Source organism: Trueperaceae bacterium (assembly GCA_036381595.1).
Lineage (GTDB): Bacteria > Deinococcota > Deinococci > Deinococcales > Trueperaceae > DASVCN01.
Window position 1 is genome coordinate 51,024 of sequence record DASVCN010000009.1, and the last position, 26,664, is coordinate 77,687.

Sequence of the window (26,664 nt, forward strand, 5' to 3'; positions counted from 1 at the left end):
GCCGAGCAGACGGGCCGGTACGGCGAGAAAGGCAGGTGACCGTGGGAATACTCAGTGGACTACTGGGGCACGCTTCGGAAGTCGACGTCGAGAGGCTGGAGCAGGAGTTCTCGACGCTGCTGGTCGAAGGTGAGGCGATAGAGCATGCCTATCGGGTCCTCCGCGACCTGATCGTGTTCACCAACCTGCGGCTTGTGCTAGTGGACAAGCAGGGTCTCACGGGGAAGAAACGGGAGTACGTCTCGGTCCCGTACGGCAGCATCACCCGCTTCTCCAAGGAGACGGCCGGCCGTTTCGACATGGACGCCGAGATCAGGCTCTGGCTGCGCGGCGAGGGCTCCCCGATGACTTTCGAGTTCCGGAAGGACAGGAACGTTCACGACGTCTACCGGATACTGAGCAGTTACGTGCTGAAGGGGTAGCCTGAGGCCTACAGACCGAGCCACCGCAGCTCCTCGGGCGTGAGGGCGTGTGGCTCCCGGCGCAGTTGATCGAGCGAGGCGATCGACAGGAACTCGGCCGCTTCCAGCGGCTCGGGCCGTTCGAGGAAGCCGAGGGTCGCGGCCAGCAGGCCTACCACCTTCGCGGCCGTTACACCGCTGCTCCTCAACGCCGAGAGGGTGAGGGAACCGCGTCGTTTGGCGAGGCGCTCGCCACTTTCGTCGAGCAGCAGCGGAACGTGCATGAACGCCGGAGGCTCCCTGCGCAGCGCCCTGTAGACGAGGAGTTGGGCGGCGGTCGAATGCAGCAGGTCGTCCCCCCTCACCACCTCTTCGATACCCATCTCCAGGTCGTCCACCACCACCGCGAACTGGTAGGCCCAGGCGCCGTCCGCTCGCCGCAGCACGACGTCGCCCACCTCGCTGGCGGCCTCGAACACAACCTCGCCGTGGAGGGCGTCGTGGAAACGCAACTCGGTCTCCTCGGCCTGCAGCCTCAACGCGGGTCGCTTCCCTTGGGCCCTCTTGCGCTCCCTGACGAGCCGGTTCCGCCGCCGCTCCTGCTCCCCGTACACGGGTGTTGCACCATGCGGGGCAGAGGAGAGCTCGCGTAGTTCCCGCCTCGAGAGGTAGCACTCGAACACCGCTTCGCGGTCGGCCAGTTCGGCCAGCGCCCGCTCGTACAGGGCGTGGCGCTGCGACTGGCGGTACGGTGCGTGGGCGCCCCCCACGTCCGGACCCTCGTCCCAGTCGATCCCCAGCCAGCGGAGCTCGTCGAGGTTCCCTGGCACCGCCGCCGGCACGGTGCGCGGTTCGTCGAGGTCTTCGACCCTCATCACGAAAGAGGAACCGGCGCCACGGGAGCGCCACCAGGCGACGAGCGCGGTGCGCGCGTTGCCCAGATGGAGGTCGCCGGTGGGGCTGGGCGCGTAGCGTCCGCGACTCATGGCCGGCAGATCAGCGTCGTCGGGCTCTCACCGTTGCGCCTCGTCGGCGAGGACGATACCGTCGACGCCCAGCGACGAGACGACGGCCAGGGACACCAGTGGCACGCCGAGGGGACCCAGCAGCGACCTCCCCCCGGCGAACGACTTCTCTATCACGAAGCCGGCGCCGACGAGCTTCGCCCCGGCTCCTTCGATCAGCTGTGCGAGCGCCACGACCGTTCGACCGCTGGCGAGGAAGTCGTCGATGAGCAGGGTCCTGTCGCCGGGCCTCAGGTACTCGGGAGAGACCAGCAGTGAAGTGATGCCCCCCTTCGTATGCGAGGGCGCCCGGGCCTCGAGCGCACGATCACTCATCGTCACCGGGCGCTTCTTCCTGGCGTATACGAGGGGCACATCGAAGGCTATCGCCGTGGCGAGCCCCGGCCCTATGCCGGAAACCTCTGCCGTCACCACGCGGCTGACTCCCGTCACGCCCGCCGCTTCGAAGCGCCGTCGGAACTCGCGCCCCATCTCGAGCGTGAGGCGCGGGTCGAGCTGGTGGTTGAGGAAGCCGTCCACCTTGAGGATGTTGCCCGGGAGGACCCTTCCCTCCGCCAGGATACGCTCGCGAAGCTCCTTCACGTCCCCCTCACCCGGCCGCCTCACGCGGATGCGTTGCCGTCGACTCCGCTCCTTCACCCAGCTCCTTGAGGAGGAATGCCCAGACCTCGGCGTACTCATCGATGATCGCGTCCGTAGGCTTGCCCATGCCATGGCCTGCCCGCGTTTCTATCCTCACGAGAATCGGATGATCACACCCTTGAGCCGCCTGCAGCGTCGCAGCGAACTTGAAGGTGTGAGCGGGAACGACGCGATCGTCGTGATCTCCGGTCGTGAGCAGAGTGGCCGGGTAGCAGGTACCCGGCTGCACGTTGTGAAGCGGCGAGTAGGCGTGGAGGAAGGGGAACTGCTCGGGGTCGTCGGCTCGACCGAAGTCGGATGCCCAGCGAGAACCGACGGTGAACAGGTGGTAGCGAAGCATGTCGAAGACGCCTACGGCGGCGTGAGCCGCCCCGAACAGTTCCGGCCTCTGCGTGATACACGCCCCAACCAGCAGGCCGCCGTTCGAACCTCCCTGGATCGCAAGCCTCTTAGTCGAGGTGATCCCGCTCCAGATCAGGTGCTCGGCACAAGCTATGAAGTCGTCGAAGACGTTCTGCTTCCTCTCGAGGGTGCCGGCCTCGTGCCACTCCCGGCCGTACTCGCCCCCGCCACGGAGGTTGGCGATGGCGAGGACGCCGCCCCGCTCGAGCCAGGCGAGTCTGTTGACCGAGAACGCTGGGGTGAGCGAGACGTTGAAGCCGCCGTAGCCGTAGAGGAGCGCAGGGTTGTCGCCGTTGCGTTCCAGGTCGCGATGGTGGACGAGGAAGAGCGGCACCCTGGTGCCATCGGGCGATTCCGCGAACTCCTGCCGCACCAGGTAACGAGAGGCGTCGAAAGGTAGATCGGGGTCGCTGAGTCGCTCCATCTTGCCGGAGGGGTAGCTGAGTCTGTAGGCGGTCGGTGGTTCGAGGAAGGAGGTGAAGAGGATGAATCCTTCGTCGTGGTCCCGCTCTCCGGTGAGGGCGGCGACGCTACCCAGGCCGGGCAGTTCGATCTCACCCTGCGGCTCTCCTCCCGTGCTGCAGCGCCTGAGCCGGTGGCTGCCATGCTCCTGGTATGTCAGCACGAACTCGTTGGCGACCAGGCCGGCCCCCTCCAGCAGATAGTCCCCCTCGGGCACGAGGTCGCGCCACACCGTAGGTGAGGCCAGGTCGACCGCAACCACTTTGCCCATGCCGTTGCCGCGGTCGGTCCGCAGGTAGAAGGTGTCGCCGTCGTTGCCTATGAACAAGACCTGATCCTCGAACTCGTCGACCAACGGCTGGAACTCTCCCCCCTCGAGTGGGCGATAGTAGAGCAGGTTCCTGGGCTCGGTACTGCGGGAGATATGCAGCACCAGGTAGCGGTCGTCATCGGAGGTCGCAGCGAAGAACATCCAGGAAGGCTCGTCCTGACGCTCGAAGACGACCACATCCTCAGACTGCTCGGTGCCGATGCGGTGGAGACAGAGCTTGGGTGCCTCGTTCCGCTCCAGATAACGGTCACCCTGCGGCTCCTCGAATCGTTGATAGTAGAAACCGGAACCGTCGCGCAGCCAGGCCAGGCTGGTGAACTTCACCCACTCGAGCCGGTCGGCGAGATCCTCGCCGGTAGCTACGTTGCGCACGTGCCAGGTGGTCCAGTCGGAACCGGCCTCACTCAGTCCGTAGGCGAGCAGTTCTCCATCCGGACTCGCCGAGGTACCGGTAAGCGCCACCCGACCGTCGCGTGAGAGGGTGTTGGGATCGAGGAGGATTCGTCCTGCCGCGCCCGCTTCCGGCATGACGAAGAGGACGTCCTGCTTCTGCAGGCCGCTATTGCGCAGCTGGAAATAGCGCTTCCCCTTGCGGACCGGAGCGGATTCGCGGGGATGGTTCCAGAGTTCAGCCAGGCGACGCCTGATCTGAGCCGCCAGCGGATCCCCTTCGAAGTAGCATCGCGTCACTTCGTTCTGGCGGGCGATCCAGTCCCGAACCTCCGGGGTTTCGGCGGACTGCTCGAGCCAGCGGTAGGGGTCGGCGACTACGGTCCCGTGGAAGTCGTCGATCTGAGCGTCTCGCTTGCTCTCGGGATAGCTGTCGTGCATGGGAAAAGCTACCACGGGTACCGGAACCTGCTGAAGGAGGGCGGCCGCGCGGCCGCCCTCGCTCGTCGGGCTGAGACCCTACTCAGGCTCGTCCGGCCCGCTCCATCGCGTTCATCATCGCGGTGCCCATGTCCGAGGGGCTCTCGGCGACTTCGACGCCGGCCTCGCGCAACGCGCTGATCTTGTCGGCCGCCGTGCCTTGCCCGCCCGAGATGATGGCGCCCGCGTGCCCCATCCGCTTGCCCGGAGGTGCGGTGGTGCCGGCGATGAAGGCGGCCGCCGGCTTGCCGAGCTCCTTGGCTATGAACTCGGCGGCCTGCTCCTCGGCGCTGCCGCCTATCTCGCCGATCAGGATCACGCCTTCGGTTTCCGAGTCGTCGGCGAAGAGCTCGAGCACGTCCACGAAGTTGGTGCCGTTGACCGGGTCGCCGCCGATGCCAACGGCAGTGCTCTGCCCCAGCCCGTTCTGGGTGAGCTGGTGCACAGCCTCGTAGGTCAGGGTTCCCGAGCGGCTCACCACGCCGATGCGGCCCCGCTTGTGGATATAGCCCGGCATGATGCCGATGCGACACTCGCCGGGGGTGATCACGCCGGGACAGTTCGGTCCCACCAGGCGTGTGTTCCGGCCCTGCAGGTAACGCTTGACCCTGACCATGTCGTCGACCGGGATGCCCTCGGTGATGCAGATGACGAGCTCTAGTCCGGCGTCGACCCCCTCCATGATCGCGTCGGCGGCGAACGGAGCGGGTACGAAGATGACGGAGGTGTTGGCTCCGGTCTCCTTGACCGCGTCACGGACCGACGGGTGGATGGGCACCTCGACCCGATAGGTGTCCGGTCTGCCGGTTACTCCGCTGTGGTCGGTTTCCCCTTCGAACAGCTCCACCTCGCCGGCGCGGGTGGGGTGAACGGCGGCAACCACTTCTGTTCCGTAGGCGATCGAGCGGTCGGCGTGGAAACGACCCGCCCCGCCGAGACCCTGTATCAGCAATCTGGTGTCCTTGCCTACGAGGATGCTCATCGCGCCAGCTCCACGACCTTGCGGGCGCCCTCTTTCATGCTCGCCGCCGAGACGAGGTTGAGTTTCGACTCGTCGAGTATCCGCTTGCCCAGGTCCACGTTCGTACCCTCGAGGCGCACGACCAGCGGCACCTCGAGCCCCACCTCCTTGACCGCGCCGACGATGCCCTCCGCGATGACGTCGCAGCGCATGATGCCGCCGAAGATGTTGACGAAGATGCCGCGGACGTTCGGGTCCCGGGTGATGATCCCGAATGCCGCCGCGACGTTCTCGGTCGTGGCGCTGCCGCCCACATCGAGGAAGTTCGCCGGCTCTCCGCCCACCTGCTTGATGGTGTCCATCGTCGCCATGGCGAGGCCGGCGCCGTTGACCAGGCAGCCGATGGTGCCGTCGAGCTTGATGAAGGCCAGGTCGTACTTCCCGGCCTCGACCTCGGCTGGATCCTCTTCGCTCTCATCGCGCATCGCGGCGATCTGCGGGTGGCGGAAGAGCGCGTTCCCGTCGATGCTCATCTTGCCGTCGAGGGCCATGACGTCGCCCGACTTGCTGACGACCAGAGGGTTGATCTCCAGCAGCTCGGTGTCGAGGTCACTGGCCACCTTGCCGAGCGTGCTGATGAACCGTTTGCCGTTCTTGTAGGCCTGGCCGCGCAGCCCCAGGTGCCAGGCGAGGTAGTGGGCCTGGAAAGGCATCAGCCCGACCGCCGGATCGACGGTCTGGCGCAAGATCTTCTCGGGGGAACGGGCCGCGACCTCTTCGATCTCCATCCCGCCTTCGGTCGAGGCCATCACCACGTTGCGGCCCTGAGCGCGGTCGAGCACCACCGAGAGGTAGAGTTCGCGGTCGATGTCTATCCCCTGCTCGATGAGGAGGGTGCGGACCTCCTTGCCCTCCGCCCCGGTCTGGACGGTGACGAGGGTCGATCCCAGCATCTTCTCGGCCAACTCCTCGACCCGCTTCTCCGCGGCTTCGACGCCACCTTCGATCCCATCGGTGACCACGGTGACGCCACCGAGTTCCGGATGCTCCTCGAATCTGCCCTTGCCGCGACCGCCGGCGTGGATCTGCGACTTCACCACCACTACGGGGTTGCCAGTGGCCTCGACGAGCGGCCGAACGGCCGCCGCCGCTTCGCTTGCCGAACGCGCGACCCGCCCTTCGGGAACGGCCAGACCGCGTTCTCGCATAAGACTCTTGGCCTGGTACTCGTGGATCTTCAAAAGACGACCTCCAGTTGCTTGTTGTCCCGGTTGTGCTGTCGAAACCGGCTGCTGTGCCCCGAACGCGCCCTAGCCTAACGCGCTACGAACTCTCCCGCTACCGTTGTAGACGTTCGTCCGGGTGATGGGTGCCCGGGAGCGCGCCTCCCCGCGGTTGCCGTCCGATGCGGCAGAGACGTACCATTCGGCATGATTCGCACCGCCATACTTAGCGTTCAGGGGAGCGGCGGGAGCGGGGAGGGCACGGTCGCAGCCGTCCGCGAGGTGCTCGGACGCGGGCCGTTCACCGAGGTCGACTATCAGGTAGTGCCCGACGAGCAGGCGATGATCAGGGCGAAGCTGAGGCTCTGGGCCGACGACTCCTCGGCCGACCTGGTCCTCACCCTCGGGGGGATAGGGGCCCAGATGCGCCATCGCACGCCAGATGCCACCCTCGAAGTGATCGACAGGCAGTTCCCGGGCATACCCGAGATTCTCCGGGCCGCTGGCTCCCGCGAGGACCGCGGGGCGGGACTATGGCGGGCCGCGGCCGGGGTGCGCCGGCACACGCTGATCGTCAACCTTCCCGGTGAAGCGCGTTCCGCGGGAACTGCCCTCGCCGCCGCCCTTCACCTGCTGTCCGACGCCGCTCGGGTCCTGGCCGACGCTCGCAGGCTGGCGGCCAACCTCGACCCCGAAGCGGATTCGAACCCTCCCGGCCGCTGAGGCCTCACCATCGGCATGGAGATCCTGGCGGCCCTCGTCTTCCTGCTCCTCTTCGCCGTCGCCCTGGCAGGTATAATCCTGCCGGTCCTGCCCGGTGTACCGATCGCCGCTCTGGGGGCGCTGCTTGCCGGCTGGATTACCGGGTTCGAGCGCCTCTCGCTCATCCCGCTCATCATCGTTGGCGCTCTGACCGTGCTGGCCCAACTGGTAGAGATAGGTTCTTCCTGGGTCGGGGCGCGCTACTACGGGGCGGGCCGGCCTGGCCTCTGGGGGGGCGTGATCGGTTCGCTCATGGGCCTGATCCTCTTCCCTCCGTTCGGCTTCCTCGTAGGGGCCCTCGTGGGAGCCGTGCTGTTCGAACTGTTGGCGGGACGGGCCTTCAACGAAGCGGTGAAGGCGGGTGTCGGGGCGTTCGTGGGGACGCTCGGGGGAGCCGTAGCGAAAGTCGTGATCCTGGTGGCGATCGGCGTCGTGGTGCTGCCTCGCTTGTGGCCGTGGTGATCAGCTTCGAACTGCTCCACGCGTGGCGCGGGGCGACTTGCGCCCAAGTCTGCGCCCGAGACCTCTATACTCGTCTTTCGGAGACGAAGTCACGGGTCGCCGCTGCCAGTCTGGCTTCGGCGTGAAGGAGTAGAGGACATGGATCCCATCATGCTGCAGATCGGGCCGCTGGCCATCCGCTGGTACGGCTTCCTTATCGCCGCCGGAGTGCTCGTAGGGTCCCTCTGGGCGACCAGGCTCGCGCCGTCGAGAGGCGTCGATCCCGAGAAGCTCCTCGACTCGGCGCCGCTGCTGGTCGTAGCCGGCATCATCGGCGCCCGCCTGGTGTACGTGCTCACCAGTCCCGATGCCTTCTTCGGGCCCGATGGCAACTGGGTCGATGCTTTCAAGGTGTGGCAGGGGGGCATATCGATCCATGGTGGGATCCTCGGCATAGTCCTTGCGCTCTGGGGCTACGCGCGGGTCCGGAAGATGAACATGTGGGCCGCGCTCGACGTGATGACGCTCGTCGGGGCGCTCGGAATCATCGGCGGACGGATCGGCAACTTCATGAACGGCAGCGACACCGGCGGGCGTCCCACCGACTGGGCGATCGGCTTCGACTGGCCCCCTCCGGGTACCGACACCCTGGGCGCCTTCGGCCGCACCATCTTCGGCGACCCGCTCTGGCTCTACGGGCCGCCCGCCTGCACCAACGTGGCGGTGGGCGAACCGTGCACCGTTCACCTCACTCCGCTCTACGGGGCCATCATCGGCGTGATCCTGGTCTTCGTGTGCCTCTGGGCGCTGGGCCGCAGCAAGGCTCCCGGCTTCGCCTTCTGGCAGTTCGTCCTCTGGTACTCCGTCCTCCGCTCGCTGCTCGAGGAGCCGTTCCGCGACAACCCACTGGTGTGGCCCGTCTACCTCAACGAGAGCGCAGGCATCGGCTTCTTCACCCTCACCCAGCTGGTGAGCATCCCGATCATCCTCGTCGCCATCTACATCCTGCTCACCATGGATCCGGACGCCGAGGAGCGCCGCGAACGACTCGCCATGCGGGCCCGGCGACGCTGACGGTGTCCCGCGAGTTCTCGGCGGTCATACTCGCCGCCGGCCACGGCACGAGGATGAAGTCGAGCCTGCCCAAGATGCTCCACGCGGTCGCCGGCAGACCGCTGCTCGAGCACGTCGTCCGGGCGGTGCTGCCGCTGCAACCGGAGCGCACGATACTGGTCGTCGGCCATGGGGCCGAGCGAGTGAGACAGCACTTCTCCGACTTCGACGTCTCCTTCGCCCTGCAGGAGGAACAGCTCGGCACGGGTCACGCTCTGAAGACGGCTCTGCCCGCTCTGGCCGACATCCCCGGGGACATCATGGTCCTGACCGGCGACAGTCCGCTGCTGACGAGCCAGACCCTCGAGGCGCTGCGCTCCGGGCACCAGCGGAGTAGGGCGGGGATGACCATGCTCACCTACGTCGTGCAGGATCCGACCGGCCTGGGCAGGGTGGTCCGTGACGACCGGGGTCGGCTGGCCCGGATCGTCGAGGAGAAGGATGCGAGCGAGTCCGAACGCCGCATCCGCGAGATAAGCCCCGGCCTCTTCATCTTCGACCGGCACGTGTTCGATTTCATCGGAAGGCTGAGCAACGACAACGCGCAAGGGGAGTACTACCTGCCGGATCTGTCGCGGTTCTACCTGGAAGCTGGGCTGGGGGTGCATACCGTCGAGGGTGAAGACGAGACCGGACTCCTGGTCGGCGTGAACGACCGGTCGCAACTGGCGTGCGCCGAGCGGATACTTCGGGAGCGGATCCGCCGCCACTGGATGGCCGAGGGGGTGAGCATGGTCGCCCCGGAGCAGACCTTCATAGACGACACCGTCGAGTTGGGCCGCGACGTCATCCTCGAACCGGGTGTGGTGCTCCGCGGCGCGGTCCGTCTGGGCGAGGGGGTCCGAGTGGGCGCCTACTCGGTCCTCGAGGACGTGACAGTTCCGCCCGGCGAAGCGATAGCACCGCACACCGTTAGGCTCAGGGCAGAAGCGGCCGGCTGAACGCCTTCGATCACGTCTTCATCGACACGGGGGCCAGGTCCACCGGTGCTAGAGTGGTGGGCGGTGATCGGCTGATGTCCCTCCTCAAGAAACCACGCGCGGTGCTCGCCCTCGAGGACGGCACCGTCTACTACGGGTACGCATTCGGGTTCGAGGGCAAGACCGTCGGCGAGGTGGTGTTCAACACCTCGATGACCGGCTACCAGGAGATCCTCACGGACCCCAGCTACAGCGGACAGATCGTCACGATGACCTATCCGCACATCGGCAACTACGGAGTGAGCGTCTACGACATGGAGTCGAACAGGCCGTTCGCTCGCGGCTTCATCGTTCGCGAGTTCAGCCGAGTGGCGTCGAACCATCGGTCGAACCAGGATCTGCAGAGCTTCATGGAGCAGCATCGGATCGTTGGGATCGAAGGGATCGACACCCGTGCTCTCACCCGGCGGTTGCGCACCGGGGGGGTGGTGAAAGGCGTCATCGCCCACGGCCAGACCACCGACGAGGAGGAGGCGGCCCTCGTCCAGGAGGCCCGCGACCACGAGGACATCGACGGTCGCGACATGACCCCCGAGGTGACGACCCCGCTTCCCTACGCGAGGCCCACCTTCAAGGAGAACCCACGAGTCGTCGTGATCGACTTCGGGATCAAGCACTCGATCGTCTACAAGCTCGAGCAGGCAGGGGCCGAGGTGATCGTCGTTCCGGCCCAGACCACCCCGGCTCAGATCATGGCGCTCGACCCGTACGGCCTGGTGCTCTCGAACGGACCGGGTGACCCGGGCGGCCCCAAGTACGCCCACGACACTGTCTGGCAACTGTTGGGGCTCCTGCCCACCTACGGCATCTGCATGGGCCACCAGCTCCTCGGTCTGGCGGTGGGCGGCAGGACCTACAAGCTCAAGCATGGCCACCACGGGGCGAACACACCGGTGAAGAACGTGATCACCGGCGAGGTGGAGATAACCTCGCAGAACCACAACTACGCCGTCGATATCGACTCGATCCCGGGTCAACAGTTCCGTGCTACCCACATCAACCTCAACGACGGCACGCTGGAGGGGATGGCGCACGTGCGCTATCCGGTGTTCAGCGTCCAGTACCACCCGGAGGCGAGCCCCGGACCGCACGACGCCAACTACCTGTTCCGCCGCTTCATCGAGGAAGTCAACGCCTTCGAAGGCGCTTCGGCGCTGCCGGCGATACGCTCCGAAGCGGCCGTCTAGAGCTGAGCCCGGCCCGCTAGCCGCGCCGTTGCCTGGCGGCCTCGTAGAGGACCAGGGTGGCGGCGCAGGCCACGTTGAGCGATGAAGCCGAGCCCGTCATGGGGATGGCGATCGTCTCGTCGGCCATATCGGCGTAAGCATGGCTGAGGCCGTCAGTTTCGTTGCCGACGAGCAGAAGGGTAGGTCGCCAGAAGTTGCACTCGTAGACTAGTTTAGCAGCGCGGGCACTGGTGCCCACCACCTGCAGGTCACCGTACTCCTCCCGGATCCTCGTAAGCAGAGGTTCCAGGTCTCTTGCGGACCGAAGGCGCACGACCGGGAGGGCGAAGAGAGAACCCGTCGATGCGGCGACAGCCTGCGGATCGTAGGGGTCGGCGGAGTGTCCGGTGACGATCAGACCGTCGGCTCCCAGGGCGTCACACGACCGTACGAGCGTGCCCAGATTGCCGGGATAGTTCGGCCGGTCGAAGACGACGACGAGGGGCGGGGTACCGAGCGTGATCCTGCCGATGTCGTCTTCCGGAATCTCCACCAGAGCTACGATCTCCGAGGCCTCGCGCTTGTTGCTCAGCTTCGCGTGAAGCGCTGCCGGCAGGGTGTAGTGCGTGTCAGCGGCGCTCGCGTCGACGATGCTCCTGGCCCAGTCGGAGAGCCGCCGGTCGGAGGGGAGGACCAGGCCCTTGATGGGCCAGCCGCCAGAGAGGGCCGTCTCGAGCTGGCGGACACCCTCGACGGGGAAGAGGCGGAGCCTATGCCTGAGATTACGGTTGCTGCGCAGTGCGTCGAGTCGCTGGAAGTCGGCGTTCTCGTTCGGGAGGTGGATGCGTCTGGCGGCCATTCCGCCAGTATCCAGCGGAAGGGCCCTCGCGTGAGCGAGGGCCCGATGTCATCCGTTCCCCGTTGGGCCGGATCTCAGAAGTCGGTCGCGACTTGGGTCAGTCGTTGCCCTGGGTTCCGCTGGTGCGGTGACTGACCGAGCCGCTGCGGTTACCGCGCGATCCCTTGCTGCCACCGCGGTTCCGGCCCCCGCGACCGCGCGAACCGCGCCTCCTGGAGCCGCTGTCGCCGCCTGCGAAGGCGCCGCCTGTACGCTCCTGCGAACGATTGTTGGTGCCGGAGGGCTCGCTGGTTCGCTTGCCGTCGCCGCCGGAGGCGGTCGAGGAGCCTGCGGAGGCGCCGCCGCGGCTCGAACCGTTGCCGTTGCCAGCGCGCGCGCCCGAACCGTTGCCGTTGCGGTTCGTGTTCGCTCTGCCGTTATCCCGCCGACCGCCCGCGCCCCGCTGGCCCCGATCCCGGCTCGTCCCCGCGCCGCCGGCGGCATCGATCGGCAGGTAGCCGAAGCCGTCGATCTCGAGCCGCTCCAGGCGCATCCCGAGCTCCCGCTCTATGGTTCGGATCGCCTTGTCGTCTTCACCGGTGACGAAGGTGTAGGCCTGGCCGCTACGGGCCGCGCGACCGGTACGGCCGATGCGGTGCGTGTAGGCGTCGCCGGTGGAGGGAACGTCGTAGTTGATGACGTGGGTGACGCGGGAGATGTCGATACCCCGAGCGGCGATGTCGGTCGCCACCATGATGTGGAACTTTCCGTCCCGGAAGCCGTCCAGCGCCTGTTGACGCTTGTTCTGCGAGAGGTTTCCCTGCAGTGAGGTGACGAAGAAGTTCTCCCGGTCGAGTTGCTGGGCGAGACGTTTCGCGCCGTGCTTGGTGCGGGTGAAGACGAGCGCCGAACGACTGTCCTCCCGGCGAAGCAGGTGCTTCAGGAGCTCCGTCTTCTGCTCCTTGGCGACCGGGTAGAGAGCGTGCGCTACCGTTTCGGCCGGGGCCGCTCGGCCTATCTCGACTGTGATGGGGCGGTCGAGCACCCCGTGGGCAAGCTGCCGTAGTTCGTCGGGCATGGTGGCCGAGAAGAGCAGCCGCTGCGCCTTCGCAGGGACCTGCTTCATTATCCGCTTGATGGCGGGCAGGAAGCCCATGTCGAACATGTGGTCGGCTTCGTCGAGCACGACCGCTTCGAGTCTCGAGAGGTCGGCGTCGCGCTGCTGCATGTGATCGAGCAATCGGCCCGGGCAGGCCACGATGATCTCGCTGCGCCCCTTCAGGGCTCGGATCTGCGGAGCCTTGCCGACGCCGCCGTAAACGGTCGCCGAGCGCAGCCCGGTCGAGCGGCCCAACAGGCTTATCTCGCCGTGGATCTGCTCGGCCAGTTCGCGGGTCGGAGCGACGATGAGGGCGCGCACGAAGCCGCGTGGACCGTCGATCAGTCGTTGTAGCAGTGGCAGGACGAACGCTGCGGTTTTACCCGTGCCGGTCTGGGCGAGCCCCAGTACGTCGCGTCCGGCGAGGGCAGCGGGGATCGTCTTCTGCTGGATGGGTGTGGGGGTGGTGTATCCGGCAGCGGCCACGCCTGCTGCCACCTTCGGGTGGAGCCCGAAATCTTCGAAAGCCATAGAGAGTCCTTCCTTGGCCAACGCGCCGTTGGAGCAGGCGCGTTACAAACATGTCAGCCAAGTCGCACTCTTTGGCCGATTGTCGTCGTTGATCCGCCGCCGGTGGAAATCTCGATTCGGCGGCCAGATGAGGTGCTACCCGGTCGGTAGCTGATGTCACCATACTACAAGCACGTGGCCGGAAGCGTTCGGGACCGACATCGTCCCAGGATCGCCCCCTCAGGCCGGCAGCCCACCTTCTTCCCGATGCCACGGTTCCAGGACCTCCCGGGCGAGCCCACGCCCCCGCTCGGTGAGGTTCAGCTTCTCCGCCTCGACCCGGATCAGGCCGGCGTCCTCCGCCTCGTGGACGATCCGTTCTACCTTCGTCGCTCGCCAGTGAAGATGCTCGGTAAGGGCCGCGACCCGGTTCTCCTCCTCCTCGCCGGCGCGCCCCTCGTGGTTGAAGAGGTGCACGACCAGCGCCCGGCGATCGATCCCCGCGTGCTGGCGGCGGCGCCTCGACTCCTGAGCGATGAGGCCGTAGCGTGGCCCGAATAGCAGCGCAAGCAGCAGGAACGCGCCGGTGCACAGGGCCATCATCCCGCCTATGGAGACGTTCCAGAGCACCGCCAGGTAGTAACCGGCCACGCTCGCTACGACGGCGATCACCGAGCCGTAGAGGATCATCCGCCAGAGCCTGTCGGTCACGAGGTAAGCCGCCGACGGCGGCACGATGACGAAGGCGACGAAGAGGACGGCTCCCACGGCATCGAAGGCGGCCACGGCGGTGGCGCTCGTGAGAGTGAGGAGCAGGTAGAAGAGCAGGGCCGGCATGAACCCGAGCGCTCGGGCCAGTCCTTCGTCGAACGCCATCAGCTTCAGCTCCTTGTAGAGCAGCGTGACGAAGAGGAGATTGACGGCCGTGATCACCGACATCGACACCAGCGCCAGCGGCGCCTCGGTCCCGCCGATCTGGATGGTATCGAGCCAGACGAACCCGATCTCACCCAACAGAACGGTGTGGGTGTCGATGTGTACGTCCCTCGCGAAGAGGTTGAGCAGCAGTACCCCGATCGAGAAGAGGGCAGGGAAGACCAGACCGATCGCGGCGTCGTTCTTGACCCGGCGGGTGCGTGCCAGCATCTCGATGAGGAGGACGGTGAGGACACCGGTGAGCGCCGCACCGATTATCTGGACGGGCCCGCTCGCCTGGCCCGTGAGCATCCAGACTATGACGATCCCGAAAACGATCGAGTGGCTGATCGCGTCGGTGAGCATGCTGCTTCGCATGAGCACCAGGAAGGTGCCGAGCAGCGAGGCCGCGATGCCGACGAGGGCGCCGGTGGCCATGATGGAGAAGGGGATGTCGAGGAGCAGCTGGGAGATCACCGCGCCTCGCGCTCCTCGTTACCGCCGTCGAGCTGGGTGACGACCCGTGACGCCTCCCGGCGGCCGGAGTCGGTCAACTCCCAGTGCGCCCCTTCTTCCGGCATGTGTTCGACGCGGTTCACCAGACCCCGCCGTTCGAGCGATCCCAGACTCGCGCCGGTGGGCCTGCCGTGGAAGGCGTCCAGCATCCCCTGCTCGGCCGCGTAGCCGGGGTCGTCATGCTCCTGGGCGACACGACTCAGGCTCAACAGGACCCGGTTCTCGAGCAGTGAACGCTGATAGGTCCGCCGTTCCAGCTCGGCCCACAACAGGCCTCGACGGGGCGCGAAGAGCAGCGAGAGGAGCACCACGACCGTGATCGCGAGGACGATCAGGGGTCCGGTGGCCAGGTTGGGTCCCGTGGCGCTGACAACCGCTCCGGTCACCCCGCCGAACGCCCCTATGAGGGCAGACAGCACAACCATCTGCTCCAGTCGGCGGCTCCACTGTCGGGCGGCTGCCGCCGGTGCGACGATCATCGCGGCCATCAGCACCACGCCCACGAGTTGCAGTCCGATGACGATTGCGAGCGCGATGAGCAGTGTCAGCGACGTCTCCAGCAGCACTACGGGTAGACCCAGCGACCCGGCGAAACTCGCATCGAACGTCACGAGCTTGAACTCCTTCCAGAAGGCCGCGAGCAGGAGTAGCGCCAACAGCGTGAGGCCGCCCATGAGCCACAGGTCGCTGCGCAAGATGGCGGCCGCCTGACCGAAGAGGAAGGAATCGAGACCGGCTTGCGAGGCGTTGCCGGTCTGCTGGATGCGGGTGAGGAGGACGACGCCGAGGGCGAAGAAGATGGAGAGCGCTGCGCCGAGCGCCGCATCGGTCTTGAGTCGGCTGCGGCGGGTGAGGACCAGCACGAGCAGGGCGGCGGCAGCGCCGGTGAGGAGAGCGCCGGCAGTGATGCTCTCGAGGTTGCGGGTGCCGGCGACCATGAACCCGAGGGCGACACCGGGGAGTGTGGCGTGCGAGAGGGCGTCGCCCAGAAGACTCTGCTGACGCAACACGGCGAAGACGCCCAGTGCCCCGCTGCTCAACCCGAGCAGGGCCGCCCCTGCCATCACGTTCTGGATCGTGTAATCGGAGAGGAAGGCGATGAGCCCGTCCACGCGTCACTCTCCCTCGGCACTCACCGTTGCCGGCTCGTTGGCGTGCAGGAGTGCCGCCTGACCTCCGTAGGCGGCGCGGAGATTAGCGGCGTTGTAGACCTGCTCAACGGGCCCCTGGGCGATGGCGCGCACGTTGAGGATGAGCAGCCAGTCGAAGTAAGAGCGAACCGTCTGCAGGTCGTGGTGTACGGCGATGACGGTCTTGCCGCCGGCCCGCAACTCGCGGAGGATCTCGATGATCGCTCTCTCGGTGGTCGCGTCCACGCCCGCGAACGGCTCGTCCAGGAAGTAGACGTCAGCTTCCTGCACCAGCGCCCGGGCCAGGAACACCCGCTGTTGCTGACCGCCCGACAGCTCGCTGATCTGACGGTCGGCGAGTTCGCCCATGCCCACCATAGCGAGTGCGGCCCGCGCCTTGTCGACCTCCCGCGCCCCCGGCCTCCTGAACCATCCGAGCTGGCCGTAGAGCCCCATGGAGACTACGTCGAGGGCGGTCGTCGGGAAGTCCCAGTCGACGCTCGAACGCTGCGGGACGTAACCCACGCGGCGTCGCTGCTCCCGGTAGGGCCGGCCGTGGATGTAGACGTGGCCCGCGGCGGGTTTCACCAGGCCCAGGACCGTCTTTATCAGCGTGCTCTTGCCGGCCCCGTTCGGTCCGATGATGCCCGCCAGCACTCCCGGGGGGACGTCGAGGTCTATGTCCCAGAGGACCGGACGATCGTGGTAGCTGACAGTGAGGTCCTCGACATGGACAGCCAGACTCGGTTCGTGCCGACCCTCACTCATCCTCTGCCGCTATCCCCCAGCGCTCCGCCCAGTCGGACAGTTCCGACGGCAGAGGAGGGACCTCACCGCCGAGGTCGCCGACGATGTTGCTGACGTTGCTGTAGATCATGCCGATGTAGGTGCCGGCGGCGGTGCCTTCGGTGCCCAGAGCGTCGGAATAGAGTTGTGAGCCGATCTCGACTCGATGTCCGCGCTGGACCGCGGCGTCGACGACCGCCTGGATGGTGCGGGGATTGATAGTGCTCTCGATGAACACCGCCGGCACCCGCCGGTGGGCGACTATGTCGGCCATCCGCCTGATATCGGCCACTCCCGCCTCCGATTCGGTGCTGATGCCCTGGATCCCCTCCACTTCGATGCCGTAAGCGCGACCGAAGTAGGAGAAGGCGTCGTGGGCCGTGATGAGGATGCGCTGTTGGGGAGGGATGGTCGCTACGGCGGCCTTCACCCACTCGTGCAACGCCTGTAGGTTCGCCAGGTATTCGCGGGCGTTCTCCTCGAAGTAGTCGCTGCACTCCGGCTGCAGTTCCGCGAAGACCCGGGCGATCACCGGCACCGTATCGGCCCAGAGTCCGACGTCCATCCATACGTGCGGATCGACGCCGTAGGAATCCTCTGTCGTTATGACCTCCTCGCGGCCCACGGCGGCTTCGGATACAGCGATGGTGGGCTTGCGGCGGGAGAAACCTTCCAGCACCTCGCCCAGCTGTCCCTCGAGGAAGTAACCGCCGTAGAGGATGACCTCGGCCCGCTGGAAGATGCTCACGTCCCTGGCGCTGGCCTGGTAGACGTGGGGGTCGATACCGCTACCCATGATGGCGGTGACTTCGGCGCAATCGCCGCCCACGTTCCTGGCCACGTCTCCGATCATCCCCACCGTCGCGGCGACCCGCAAAGGTCGTGGTTGCGCCCAGGCGCTGCTCAGCAGCGACAGGATCGCCGCGGCGAACAGCAGCATCGGTAGCCTGAGCTGAGATGTCGGGAGAGCCATCGTTTCCTCCGGTGATGACGTGCCCCTTTGGAGGGGCGTTTTAGCTATGCCTAATCTAGCTACGGTTCTCGAACTGTGTCAAGTTGCGCCGCTCCCGCCGCCAATTCGGCGCATCGCCCAGTTTCAGTTCAGGTTGCGAACGGGGTCGTGGCGTTCGTGGCGTTGCCGCAGGTAGAGGTAGAGGGCCAGGCCCAACGGCCCGGCGAACAGGGTCGCCAGCAGGTATGGCGCCGGTCGGACTCGCCAGTAGCCGGCGTCACGGAAGATCCAGATACCGGCGAAGAGGTCGAGGATGAGGATATGACTCCACAGCGCCAGGAAGCCCCACCGTTGCCCCAACGCGCTCCGGATCGCGACCGCCGAGAGGCCGAGCTCGGCCGGCGCCGCAGTTGCGAGCGCGGCCACCAGCAGCAGCGCATGAACGGCGCCCAGAACGATGAAGGGCCAAGGCGAGGTGACCATGCGGCGGGTGAGGCCCGCGCGGGGGAACAGAAGCATCGCGCCCCAGAAAGGCAGGGGCAGGATCGAGATGAGTGCGAACAGATTCTCCACGATCACCCCTGCCTTGCCTGGAGTTCACTGCTGTCGAGCCATATCGTGACAGGGCCGTCGTTCACCAGTTCGACGGCCATGTCGGCACCGAACTCCCCGCTTTCGACCCTGAGGCCGGTGCGCGAGAGAGCACGGCAGTACTCGGAGCATAGCGGCTGAGCCCGCTCCGGCCTCGCAGCGGCCATGAACGAGGGGCGGTTGCCCCCACGGACGTCGGCGTAGAGCGTGAACTGACTGACGACCAGTACGTCGCCGCCGGCATCGCTTACGCTTCGGTTCATCTTGCCTTCGTCATCGGGGAAGATCCGGAGCTTCGCGGTCTTGGCGGCGAGCAGTTCGGCCGTCACGGCATCATCGCCGTGGCTGACGCCCAGTAGCACGAGCAGACCGGCGCCGATCTCGCCGAGCAGCTCCTCGCCGCTGGTCACTCGCGCCCGCGAAACCCGCTGGACGAGCGCCCTCAACCGCAGGCTCCCACTGGCTCCACGCCGCCTGGATTCAGAAGAGAGCGTCCTGTCGGGCGGTGTCCAGGGTGACCATGCCCGCCTTGGGCCCCAGGCTGTCGAGTTCGGCCTTCAGCGTCTTCATGTCCTGCCACATCTGCCACTTCGGTGAACCCTGTTCCCGGCTCGGGTTCCTCAGGAGGTAGGCCGGGTGGTAGAGCGGGAAGACCCTGATGCCGCACCAGTCGCGCCAGCTCCCACGGCACTTGGTGATCCCCTCTCTCGTCTGGAGGAGATGCTGAGTGGGGACGTTCCCCAGGGTGGCGATCAACTGGGGCCGGATGAGGCGGATCTGTTCGACGAGCACGGGCTCGCTCGCTTCGATCTCCTCGGGACGCGGATTGCGATTCCGTGGAGGGCGGAATTTCACGATGTTGGTGATGTAGATGTCGTCCCGGTGGATCCCGACGCTTTCGAGGATGCGGTCCAGCAACTGGCCAGCGCGTCCCACGAAGGGGCGGCCACTCAGATCCTCCTCCTCGCCAGGGGCCTCGCCGATGATCATCAGCTGTGCGTCGGGATCCCCTTCCCCGAAAACAAGGTTGTCGCTCAGTTCCGCCAGCGCATCGCCCTTGATCGCTGCGCGTCGTTCGAGGTCTTCAAGTGTCACGTAGTAGGTCTACCACAACCCGCCGGTTGCCGCTCACCGCAGGGCCTGGCGCTGGCTCCTCACCTCTCGCCTGACCTTCGGCTCCAGGCCGACCATAAGGAAGAAGTTCTCGAGGGCGTTCTCCCGCCCCTTCACTTCGATGTGCTCGCCTGATGAGGTGCCGGTGACGAATGGCAACTCCTGGTAGCAGCGAAGCGCCTCCTGGACCACCTCCTGGGGACTGCGAGTCTCGGCCAGCTGGCTCAGGTGGGCGTATACGCTGCGCCGAGCCTCCGCGTGACGACGGAAATCGTCGGGCTTCTCTGCATCTGCCGCCAGCAGGATGTCCTGCTTGGCGATGCGACGGTAGTGTTTGAGGCCGCGCTTGATCTCCTCGGAGCTGAGAACCACGTTCACTTCCATCGTCTCTCCTTTCGCGCCAGTGGCGGGAACGGGGGCGGCACGAAAAAAACGCGGCCGCATCCCCAGGGTTGCGGCGCGCGAGTTCGCTGCGGCTGACATCAGGCTTTGATCGACTTGAAGGGGACGGGGGGCGGGGCGCCGGACTCGTTCTCGAGCAGGTCCCCGCTGTATCGCTGAAGGTCCGACAGTTCCTGCTGGTCCGAACGGAAGCCGCAGACCCTGCACTCGAGCTCGCTGAAGCCCTCCTCGTACTGGTAGGTCACCGTGTCCCGGCTGCCGCACGCGGGGCAGGGCTCTTCGTCGAAGCTTCCTTCGGCGTCAAACATCCGCACCTCCCGGGCTTCATTGTAGGCTGTCGCGCCGGGGCGAACGTCAGGTCGCTCCAAGTCTCCGGACTGTAGGTGGGGTAGGGCGCGAATGGACGCCCTCGCAGGAAGCGCGGTTCGCTTCTGCCTCGCGTTGTACGGGCGCCACCTCGCAGTCGGGTTCAGTGGTGGCACTGCCAGCCAGGCAGGCAGCCGGGACGGCAACCTGTTCATCCTGAGCGGGACTGGGCGACGAGTTCCCGAGCGTTGCGCAACGAAGCCTCGGTGACGTCGCCGCTGAGCATCCGTGCGATCTCCTGCTCCCGCTCGTGCGGCTCCAGCTGGTGTACCCGGGTGACGGTGCGCCCCTCCTTGCCCTGCTTCTCGACGAAGTACTGGGCATCGGCGAAGGCAGCGACCTGCGGCAGATGAGTGACGACGAGGACCTGGTGGTCGCGCGAGAGCTGCCGGAGGAGCGATCCCACCGCGCGCGCCGTCTTGCCTCCGATGCCGGCATCCACCTCGTCGAACACGAGAACCGGCTTGTCGGAGCCCGTGACCACGTCGAGCGCGAGCATGACTCGTGAGAGCTCGCCGCCGGAACCGACCGCGGCGAGGTCGGCCAGCGGCTCCCCTGGGTTGGCGCTGAAGTCGAAGCGGACCTTTTCGAGTCCGTACGGTCCCGGTTCGGGCGAACGTTCGAGCCTCACCTCGAAGCGTGCTCCCGTCATCCCCAACTGGCCGAGGAGTTCGCTAACCCGCTTCGCCAGCTCGTCCCCCGCCCGTTCGCGGGCGCGGCCGACCGTCTTGCCAAGGTCATCGAGTTCGCTGCGCAGGCTCGCGAGCCGTCGCTCCAGCTCATCGGCGTCGAACTCTGCGCCCTCGAGGCGCTCCAACTGGGCTGCCGCTTCGTTTCGGTAGGCGAGGACCGCTTCGACCGTGTCACCGTACTTCCGTTCCAGTGCCTCGATCCTGGCCAGTCGCGCCTCGACCCGATCGAGCTCGGCAGGATCCATCTCGAAGTCGGCGAGGAACGACTCGATCTCGTCGCCTGTCGCCTGCAGAGAGGCGCGCGCTTCCTCCAACTCCGCGGCCAACGGCGCCAAAGCGGCGTGGTGCCGGGCGGCGTTCGCGAGATCGCGAGCGGCGTTGGCCAGAAGCGCAACGGCGCTTCTCTCCCCATCGCTCACGAGCGAATGGGCGCTGGCCGCGTTCTGTACGATGCGCTCTGCGTGCCTCAGGCTCTCGGCGCGTCCACGCAGGATCGCCTCCTCGCCTGGGCGCAGCTGCGCCGCATCGATCTCGTCGATCTCGTAACGGAGTGACCCCTGCCGGCGCTCCCGCTCTCGGCTGCTCTCGCGCAGCTCGGCGAGTCGAGCGTTGCCGCGCTGGTGCTCCAGGAACGCTGCCCGGTAGCGAGCCAGCGACTCCCGAGCCGCGTCATCGACGAGCCGGTCGACACGGCGCCGCGGCTCCTCGGCCTGAGCCAGCGCCTGGGCGGCGTGCTGTCCGTGGATGGCAACCAGGGAGCCGATCCGTTCACCCAACTCGGATACCGTTACGAGCTCGCCGTCGATCCGGGCATGTGAGCGCCCCTCGGCCTGAACCCGTCGGGAGGCGGAGATCTCGCCGGCTCCACTTCCTTCGCCCCGGAAGAATCCCTGGACGAGGGCCGCAGTGCAGCCGGCACGGATCATCCCCGTGTCGGCGCGGGCGCCCACCAGCAGGGTGAGGGCGTCGACGAGGATCGATTTGCCGGCGCCCGTTTCGCCGGTTAGGGCGTTGAGGCCGGGGGCCAGCTCCAGCCGTAACTCGTCGACGATCGCGAAGTCCTTGAGCTCGAGAGCACTCAGCACGCTTCAACAGTATATTTCGTGCTCTCCGCGGTTCCGCCCAGGCCTGGGCCCGTGCCGGGACAGGAGCGGCGGTCGCAGCGACGTCTCAGGCCGGAACCGGGGAGGACGCCCTCTGGTAATCGAGTATCGACGAGATGAACAGCTTGCCGGCCACCAGCATCGCCCGCTCGTCGACATCGAACAGGGGGTGGTGATGGGGGTGGACCGCGCCCTGCTCCTGGTTCCGGCCACCTACGAAGAAGAAAGCGCCGGGGACCTTCTGGAGGTAGTAGGCGAAGTCCTCACCGCCCATCATCGGCTCGATCGTCTGCACGTTCTCACGGCCCAGCAGTTCGCTCGCCAGTCGCATCACTCTGGCTGCCTCCGCTTCGTCGTTGAGTACGGCCGGGTAACCGTCGTGGTAGTCGAGTCTGCCCGTCGCGCCCGCTGCCTGGCAGGTGCCATCGACGATCCTGGCCAGTGCCTCCTTGATGCTCTGGCGCACCTCCTCGTCGAAGGCCCGCACCGTGCCCTTGAGGCGGGCGGTTTCGGGGATGACGTTGAAGGCGTTTCCGGCGCTCAGTGCGCCGATCGTCACTACCGCCGACTTCAGCGGATCGACCCCGCGACTCACTATCTGCTGCAGGTTCACCACCAACTGGCTGGCCGTCACTATCGGATCCACCGCCAGGTGCGGCATCGCCCCGTGCCCGCCGCGACCCGTTATCTCCACGTCGAAAGAGTCGGCCGCTGCCATCAGGGGACCCGGCCGGACGCCTACCTTGCCGAAGTCGGCAGGCGAGTGCACGTGCGCTCCGTAGATGACGTCGACCCCCTCGAGGCAGCCGTCCTCGATCATCGGCCTGGCTCCCCCCGGGGTGAGCTCCTCGGCGAACTGGTGGATGAATACGACCGCTCCGCTCAGCTCCTCGCGGGCTTCGCTGAGCACCTTGGCCACGCCCAGCAGGCCAGCGGTGTGGATGTCGTGCCCGCAGGCGTGCATGACGCCAGGAACCGTCGACTTGTACGGCACATCCTTCTCGTCCTGGATGGGGAGGGCGTCGAAGTCGGCGCGCAGGGCGACGGTGGGCCCGGGTCGGCTTCCCTCGAGGCGGGCGACGACTCCTCGTCCGCCCACCCCGGTCCTGACGTCGAGGCCCAACGACCTGTGGAAATCGGCGATGCGGGCGGGAGTGCGCTCCTCCTGGAACGACAGCTCGGGGTGCATGTGGAGGTCGCGGCGGAACTCCACGAGTTCGGGGAAGAGGGCATCGAGTCTGCGGAACAACGCGTCGTGCATAGCCCAGCATAACCTCCGGCTTCATCGTTCCGGCAGCGTACCGGCCGGCGTGTTGTGTGCGTGGTCGACCTGGGGTACTCTCGAGTTGCAGGAGGTGCAAAGTTATGCGAGTCGTTTTCATCAAGGGAGTCGTGTCTTTCCTGGCGGTGCTCCTCAGCTTCGGGGTGGCACAGGAGACGTTCCGCATAGCTATCGGCGTAGATGCCGATACGCTCGACCCGGTACAGGGCACCACTACGACGGTCGACAACATAGTCGACTACATGGCCCAGACGCTTATAGGCATCGACGAGAGCGGAGGCCTGGTGCCGCTGCTGGCGACCGAATGGGAGACGGCCGAGGACGGGCTCAGCATGAACATCACCCTGCGCGACGGGGTCACCTTCCACGACGGCACCGAACTCACCTCCGAGGTCGTCGCCTGGAATATCGAGCGCCTGATCGACCCGAACGTCCGGGTGCCGCGTCGAGGCGCTTACACCGCCATCGAGGGCGTCGAGATCGTCGACGACCTTCACCTGCGCATCCTGTTGAGCGAGCCCGCACCGTATCTCGCCGGCGCGCTCACGCAGACCACGGCAGCCCTGATCTCCCCCGACTCGGTCGAGGCCCAGGGGAACAGCTACGAGAACGTCACCAGACCCGTGGGAACGGGGCCCTACGTTTTCGAGTCGCGCTCCTTCGGCGAGCGGATAGTCGTGAACAGGTTCGACGACTACTGGGGCGAGCTGCCCTACTACGAGCAGGTGATCTTCCAAATCGTGCCCGAAGCGACCACCCGGGAGAGCCTCATACTCTCCGGTCAGGTGGACATGATCATCCTGCCGCCCGCTTCGGACATCCCGGCCCTCCAGGCCAACCCCGCCGTCGAAGTGGTGATGGGACCGAGCGACCGCACTATCTTCATCGTCATCAACACCACCGACCCGGCTCTCGACGACCCGCGGGTGCGCCAGGCGCTCAACTACGCGGTCGACAAGCAGGCGATCGTCGATGGCATCCTCTTCGGAGCCGCGACGGTGATGGACGCTCCCATGGCCGAGAGCATCTTCGGCTACGAACCGATCGGCACCTACGAGTACGATCCGGAGCGGGCTCGCGAGCTGCTCGCCGAAGCTGGCGTAGAGGAGGGTTCGCTTACCCTCGACTTCATGTCGCCCACCGGCCGCTACGTGCAGGACTTCCCGGCCTCCCAGGCGATCGCCAGCTACCTGGACGACGTGGGCATAAACGCCCAGGTGCGAACGATGGACTGGCCCACCTACATCGGCACGATGACCCAGCCTGTGGAGCAGAACGAGACGCAGCTTCACCTCCTCGGTTGGGCGCCCGCGTTCCTCGACGCCTCCCAGCAGATGCAGCAGTTCCACAGCTCGCAGCACCCGCCCGCTGGCCTGGCGACGTCGTTCTATCACAACGCTGAGGTGGACCGGCTGATAGACGAGGCGAACGCCGAGGTCGATCCGGAACGCCGACAGGAGCTCTACGCCCAGGCGTCGCGGATCATCTGGGATGAGGCTCCATGGATCTTCCTCTGGGTGCAGAGCTTCCCCATGGTGCATTCGGCCGACGTCACCAACATAAGTGGTCTGCCGAACGAGAAGTTCTACGCGATCTACGCCCGGCCCGCGGAGTGATCCTCCGGCCCGAGCCTGTGTGACTCGCTCACCCGTCCACCTTCTCGACCTGCGGATCGGCCCTCGGGCCGGTCCGCACTGCCTGGCCCCAGGACCACGAGATGAGGACCGCCCGCGGCGTTCGCCCGGGCCCGGGAACGAACGGAACGAGTAGTTGCACGCCTACCTGATCCAGCGACTGGTGGGGGTCCTGGTCACGGTCGTGTTCGTGGCCATCACCATCTTCCTGATGGTGCGGACACTGCCCGGCGATCCCGCCAGGGTGATCGCCGGCGTGCTCGCCTCCGAGCAGGATGTCGACCGCATCCGGGTGCAACTGGGCCTCGACGAGCCGTTGTGGCGTCAGGGATTGATCTTCATGGGGAACCTGGTCCAGGGTGACCTCGGCACCTCGGCCCGCACCTCCAACAGCGTCACCAGCGAGATAGCCGAGCGCTTCTCGGCCACCCTCTACCTGGCCCTCGTCAGCACCGTGTTGGCGGTTGCGATCGGTGTGCCCCTTGGCGCCCTCGCCGCGGCCAAGGCCGGGAAACCGCTCGACCTGTTCGTCTCCACGGTAGTCCTCTTCGGGATCAGCATGCCGGTCTACTGGCTGGGCCTCATGTTGATCATCCTCTTCTCGATCAGGCTCCGTTGGCTACCGGCCGCCGGCGCCGAGGGACCGCTGTCGATAATCCTCCCCGCCGTCACCCTGGCGTTCTTCTCGCTCGCCTTCGTGGCCCGCATCACCCGCTCGACCATGCTGGAGGTGCTCCACCAGGAGTACGTGAGGACCGCGGTAGCGAAGGGCCTGCGGCAGCGGGTAGTCCTGTGGCGGCACGCGCTGCGTAATGCGCTGGCGCCTGTCGTGACTGTCGTTGGCCTGCAGTTCGGAGAGTTGCTGGGTGGCGCCATCCTCACCGAGACCGTCTTCGCCTGGCCCGGACTGGGCAGGCTCCTGGTCGACTCGATCTTCGCGCGCGACTACCCCACTATCCAGGGGCTGGTCATAGTCTTCGCCCTGCTCTTCGCGCTGGTGAACCTGATCGTCGATCTGCTCTACGCCGTCATCGACCCGAGGGTCAGCTATGGCTAGGGCGGCCGCTATCCCCCGTCGCTCGAGGATGGTCGGGAACGAGACCCTCAGGCGCCTGCTCAGGAGCCCCAGCGCGGTAACTGGCCTCTCGATCGTGGCCGTGCTGCTGCTGGCCGGCCTGTTCGCGCCGCTTCTCACCCCCTACGACCCGACCCAGGGGAACCTGCGCGCGGTCCTCCAGGCGCCCTCGCTGAGCCATCCGCTGGGAACCGACCAGCTCGGGCGCGACCTGCTGGCCCGACTCCTCTTCGGGGCGAGGCTCACGCTAGTCATCGGTGGCTTCGCGGTGGTCGTGGGGATGGTCGTGGGTGTGCCTCTGGGGATCATCTCCGGCTACTACCGGGGCCCTGTCGATCTGGTCATCCAACGGGTGATGGACCTCATGCTGTCGTTCACCAGCTTCCTCCTGGCCCTGACCCTGGTCGCTCTCCTGGGCGTAGGTCTTACCAACGTGATAATCGCGGTGGGCATAGCCACCATCCCGCGCTTCGCCCGGCTGGTGCGCAGTTCGGTGCTCTCGATCCGCGAGGTGAGCTACATCGAGGCCTCCCTGGCGATGGGGGCTGCCGACAGCCGGGTTCTGGCCCGACACGTGCTGCCCAACGCCCTGGCGCCGGTCATCGTGCAGGCGACGCTGAGCATGGGGACGACCATCCTCACCGCGGCCGGCCTCGGTTTCCTGGGCCTGGGGGTCCAACCCCCGACGCCCGAGTGGGGCGCGATGCTGGGTGAGGGGCGCAACTACATCTTCACCAGGCCCTCCGTCACCACCTTCCCGGGTCTCGCCATCTTCCTGGCGGTTGTGGGCTTCAACCTCCTGGGTGACGGCCTGCGCGACGCTCTCGACCCGCAGTTGAGGGGCCGGAGCTAGCGGGCCGGTAGCTCGAGCGTGCTCGAAG

At 66.6% G+C, this 26,664-nt stretch carries 27 protein-coding genes; 9 read left to right on the forward strand and 18 right to left on the reverse strand.

Annotated features, from left to right (window positions below):
- Window positions 1–35: 35 nt before the first annotated feature.
- A complete protein-coding gene (locus VF168_02395) occupies window positions 36–422 on the forward strand; it encodes a PH domain-containing protein (GenBank protein HEX7003019.1) in 387 nt (128 codons plus the stop codon).
- Between the two features lie 8 nt (window positions 423–430).
- Here VF168_02395 and gluQRS read toward each other — a convergent pair whose 3' ends face one another.
- The 5 genes from gluQRS to sucC form a co-directional block, all read right to left on the reverse strand.
- Window positions 431–1,387: a tRNA glutamyl-Q(34) synthetase GluQRS gene (gene gluQRS, locus VF168_02400; GenBank protein HEX7003020.1), complete on the reverse strand. Its 957-nt coding sequence runs from the start codon at window positions 1,385–1,387 to the stop codon at window positions 431–433.
- A 27-nt stretch (window positions 1,388–1,414) separates the two neighbouring features.
- Window positions 1,415–2,008, reverse strand: a complete 594-nt coding sequence (gene xpt, locus VF168_02405; GenBank protein ID HEX7003021.1) for a xanthine phosphoribosyltransferase — start codon at window positions 2,006–2,008, stop codon at window positions 1,415–1,417.
- Window positions 2,009–2,015: 7 nt separating this feature from the next.
- The gene (locus VF168_02410; protein ID HEX7003022.1) at window positions 2,016–4,094 is read right to left on the reverse strand and encodes a prolyl oligopeptidase family serine peptidase; all 2,079 of its coding nucleotides are present in this window, start codon (window positions 4,092–4,094) and stop codon (window positions 2,016–2,018) included.
- An 82-nt stretch (window positions 4,095–4,176) separates the two neighbouring features.
- Window positions 4,177–5,115 carry a succinate--CoA ligase subunit alpha gene (sucD, locus tag VF168_02415; protein HEX7003023.1) on the reverse strand — a complete coding sequence of 313 codons (939 nt, stop codon included), beginning with the start codon at window positions 5,113–5,115 and terminating at the stop codon, window positions 4,177–4,179.
- Entirely contained in the window at window positions 5,112–6,335 is a 1,224-nt protein-coding gene (gene sucC / locus VF168_02420; GenBank protein ID HEX7003024.1) for an ADP-forming succinate--CoA ligase subunit beta, read from the reverse strand. The genes sucD and sucC overlap by 4 nt, the downstream gene beginning before the upstream one ends.
- A 189-nt stretch (window positions 6,336–6,524) precedes the next feature.
- On the opposite strand from sucC, the gene VF168_02425 reads away from it, so the two are divergent.
- From VF168_02425 to carA, 5 genes are all read left to right on the forward strand, one after another.
- Window positions 6,525–7,040: a molybdopterin-binding protein gene (locus VF168_02425; GenBank protein HEX7003025.1), complete on the forward strand. Its 516-nt coding sequence runs from the start codon at window positions 6,525–6,527 to the stop codon at window positions 7,038–7,040.
- 15 nt (window positions 7,041–7,055) lie between these two features.
- On the forward strand, window positions 7,056–7,541 hold the full coding sequence (locus VF168_02430) for a DUF456 domain-containing protein (GenBank protein ID HEX7003026.1): 486 nt from the start codon (window positions 7,056–7,058) through the stop codon (window positions 7,539–7,541).
- A 138-nt stretch (window positions 7,542–7,679) separates the two neighbouring features.
- Window positions 7,680–8,594 (forward strand): prolipoprotein diacylglyceryl transferase, encoded by a 915-nt coding sequence (gene lgt, locus VF168_02435; GenBank protein ID HEX7003027.1) that lies wholly within the window; start codon window positions 7,680–7,682, stop codon window positions 8,592–8,594.
- A gap of 2 nt (window positions 8,595–8,596) precedes the next feature.
- Window positions 8,597–9,574 carry an NTP transferase domain-containing protein gene (locus tag VF168_02440; protein ID HEX7003028.1) on the forward strand — a complete coding sequence of 326 codons (978 nt, stop codon included), beginning with the start codon at window positions 8,597–8,599 and terminating at the stop codon, window positions 9,572–9,574.
- A 74-nt stretch (window positions 9,575–9,648) separates the two neighbouring features.
- Window positions 9,649–10,800, forward strand: coding sequence for a glutamine-hydrolyzing carbamoyl-phosphate synthase small subunit (gene carA / locus VF168_02445; protein ID HEX7003029.1), 1,152 nt, complete (start codon window positions 9,649–9,651; stop codon window positions 10,798–10,800).
- 16 nt (window positions 10,801–10,816) lie between these two features.
- On the opposite strand, the gene VF168_02450 is transcribed toward carA, so the two are convergent.
- The 13 genes from VF168_02450 to VF168_02510 form a co-directional block, all read right to left on the reverse strand.
- Window positions 10,817–11,638, reverse strand: a complete 822-nt coding sequence (locus VF168_02450; protein ID HEX7003030.1) for a TrmH family RNA methyltransferase — start codon at window positions 11,636–11,638, stop codon at window positions 10,817–10,819.
- A 97-nt stretch (window positions 11,639–11,735) separates the two neighbouring features.
- On the reverse strand, window positions 11,736–13,247 hold the full coding sequence (locus VF168_02455; protein ID HEX7003031.1) for a DEAD/DEAH box helicase: 1,512 nt from the start codon (window positions 13,245–13,247) through the stop codon (window positions 11,736–11,738).
- Between the two features lie 219 nt (window positions 13,248–13,466).
- On the reverse strand, window positions 13,467–14,618 hold the full coding sequence (locus VF168_02460) for a metal ABC transporter permease (protein ID HEX7003032.1): 1,152 nt from the start codon (window positions 14,616–14,618) through the stop codon (window positions 13,467–13,469).
- Window positions 14,615–15,769 (reverse strand): metal ABC transporter permease, encoded by a 1,155-nt coding sequence (locus tag VF168_02465; GenBank protein ID HEX7003033.1) that lies wholly within the window; start codon window positions 15,767–15,769, stop codon window positions 14,615–14,617. The genes VF168_02460 and VF168_02465 overlap by 4 nt, the downstream gene beginning before the upstream one ends.
- 3 nt (window positions 15,770–15,772) lie before the next feature.
- Entirely contained in the window at window positions 15,773–16,555 is a 783-nt protein-coding gene (locus VF168_02470; GenBank protein HEX7003034.1) for a metal ABC transporter ATP-binding protein, read from the reverse strand.
- The gene (locus tag VF168_02475) at window positions 16,548–17,546 is read right to left on the reverse strand and encodes a zinc ABC transporter substrate-binding protein (protein ID HEX7003035.1); all 999 of its coding nucleotides are present in this window, start codon (window positions 17,544–17,546) and stop codon (window positions 16,548–16,550) included. The genes VF168_02470 and VF168_02475 overlap by 8 nt, the downstream gene beginning before the upstream one ends.
- A 123-nt stretch (window positions 17,547–17,669) precedes the next feature.
- Entirely contained in the window at window positions 17,670–18,098 is a 429-nt protein-coding gene (locus VF168_02480; protein HEX7003036.1) for an ABA4-like family protein, read from the reverse strand.
- Between the two features lie 2 nt (window positions 18,099–18,100).
- A complete protein-coding gene (gene dtd / locus VF168_02485; GenBank protein ID HEX7003037.1) occupies window positions 18,101–18,562 on the reverse strand; it encodes a D-aminoacyl-tRNA deacylase in 462 nt (153 codons plus the stop codon).
- 34 nt (window positions 18,563–18,596) lie between these two features.
- The gene (locus tag VF168_02490; protein ID HEX7003038.1) at window positions 18,597–19,211 is read right to left on the reverse strand and encodes a uracil-DNA glycosylase; all 615 of its coding nucleotides are present in this window, start codon (window positions 19,209–19,211) and stop codon (window positions 18,597–18,599) included.
- Between the two features lie 33 nt (window positions 19,212–19,244).
- Window positions 19,245–19,613, reverse strand: a complete 369-nt coding sequence (locus tag VF168_02495) for a hypothetical protein (GenBank protein HEX7003039.1) — start codon at window positions 19,611–19,613, stop codon at window positions 19,245–19,247.
- A 98-nt stretch (window positions 19,614–19,711) separates the two neighbouring features.
- Window positions 19,712–19,939: a primase-helicase zinc-binding domain-containing protein gene (locus tag VF168_02500; protein HEX7003040.1), complete on the reverse strand. Its 228-nt coding sequence runs from the start codon at window positions 19,937–19,939 to the stop codon at window positions 19,712–19,714.
- A gap of 209 nt (window positions 19,940–20,148) precedes the next feature.
- On the reverse strand, window positions 20,149–21,774 hold the full coding sequence (gene recN, locus VF168_02505; protein ID HEX7003041.1) for a DNA repair protein RecN: 1,626 nt from the start codon (window positions 21,772–21,774) through the stop codon (window positions 20,149–20,151).
- An 85-nt stretch (window positions 21,775–21,859) separates the two neighbouring features.
- Window positions 21,860–23,053, reverse strand: a complete 1,194-nt coding sequence (locus VF168_02510) for a M20 family metallopeptidase (protein HEX7003042.1) — start codon at window positions 23,051–23,053, stop codon at window positions 21,860–21,862.
- 104 nt (window positions 23,054–23,157) lie between these two features.
- On the opposite strand from VF168_02510, the gene VF168_02515 reads away from it, so the two are divergent.
- The 3 genes from VF168_02515 (at window position 23,158) to VF168_02525 (ending at window position 26,636) form a co-directional block, all read left to right on the forward strand.
- Complete coding sequence (locus VF168_02515) at window positions 23,158–24,690, forward strand: ABC transporter substrate-binding protein (protein ID HEX7003043.1); 1,533 nt, start codon at window positions 23,158–23,160, stop codon at window positions 24,688–24,690.
- A gap of 154 nt (window positions 24,691–24,844) precedes the next feature.
- On the forward strand, window positions 24,845–25,765 hold the full coding sequence (locus tag VF168_02520) for an ABC transporter permease (protein HEX7003044.1): 921 nt from the start codon (window positions 24,845–24,847) through the stop codon (window positions 25,763–25,765).
- Window positions 25,758–26,636: an ABC transporter permease gene (locus VF168_02525; protein ID HEX7003045.1), complete on the forward strand. Its 879-nt coding sequence runs from the start codon at window positions 25,758–25,760 to the stop codon at window positions 26,634–26,636. Before VF168_02520 ends, VF168_02525 begins: the two co-directional genes overlap by 8 nt.
- Window positions 26,637–26,664 lie beyond the last annotated feature (28 nt).

Coding starts and splice junctions, on each gene's coding strand:
- gluQRS (HEX7003020.1), bottom strand. CDS start 1,387: ATGAGTCGCGGACGCTACGCGCCCAGCCCCACCGGCGACCTCCATCTG.
- VF168_02410 (HEX7003022.1), bottom strand. CDS start 4,094: ATGCACGACAGCTATCCCGAGAGCAAGCGAGACGCTCAGATCGACGAC.
- sucD (HEX7003023.1), bottom strand. CDS start 5,115: ATGAGCATCCTCGTAGGCAAGGACACCAGATTGCTGATACAGGGTCTC.
- VF168_02425 (HEX7003025.1), top strand. CDS start 6,525: ATGATTCGCACCGCCATACTTAGCGTTCAGGGGAGCGGCGGGAGCGGG.
- VF168_02430 (HEX7003026.1), top strand. CDS start 7,056: ATGGAGATCCTGGCGGCCCTCGTCTTCCTGCTCCTCTTCGCCGTCGCC.
- lgt (HEX7003027.1), top strand. CDS start 7,680: ATGGATCCCATCATGCTGCAGATCGGGCCGCTGGCCATCCGCTGGTAC.
- carA (HEX7003029.1), top strand. CDS start 9,649: ATGTCCCTCCTCAAGAAACCACGCGCGGTGCTCGCCCTCGAGGACGGC.
- VF168_02450 (HEX7003030.1), bottom strand. CDS start 11,638: ATGGCCGCCAGACGCATCCACCTCCCGAACGAGAACGCCGACTTCCAG.
- VF168_02455 (HEX7003031.1), bottom strand. CDS start 13,247: ATGGCTTTCGAAGATTTCGGGCTCCACCCGAAGGTGGCAGCAGGCGTG.
- VF168_02470 (HEX7003034.1), bottom strand. CDS start 16,555: ATGAGTGAGGGTCGGCACGAACCGAGTCTGGCTGTCCATGTCGAGGAC.
- VF168_02475 (HEX7003035.1), bottom strand. CDS start 17,546: ATGGCTCTCCCGACATCTCAGCTCAGGCTACCGATGCTGCTGTTCGCC.
- VF168_02495 (HEX7003039.1), bottom strand. CDS start 19,613: ATGGAAGTGAACGTGGTTCTCAGCTCCGAGGAGATCAAGCGCGGCCTC.
- VF168_02500 (HEX7003040.1), bottom strand. CDS start 19,939: ATGTTTGACGCCGAAGGAAGCTTCGACGAAGAGCCCTGCCCCGCGTGC.
- VF168_02510 (HEX7003042.1), bottom strand. CDS start 23,053: ATGCACGACGCGTTGTTCCGCAGACTCGATGCCCTCTTCCCCGAACTC.
- VF168_02515 (HEX7003043.1), top strand. CDS start 23,158: ATGCGAGTCGTTTTCATCAAGGGAGTCGTGTCTTTCCTGGCGGTGCTC.
- VF168_02525 (HEX7003045.1), top strand. CDS start 25,758: ATGGCTAGGGCGGCCGCTATCCCCCGTCGCTCGAGGATGGTCGGGAAC.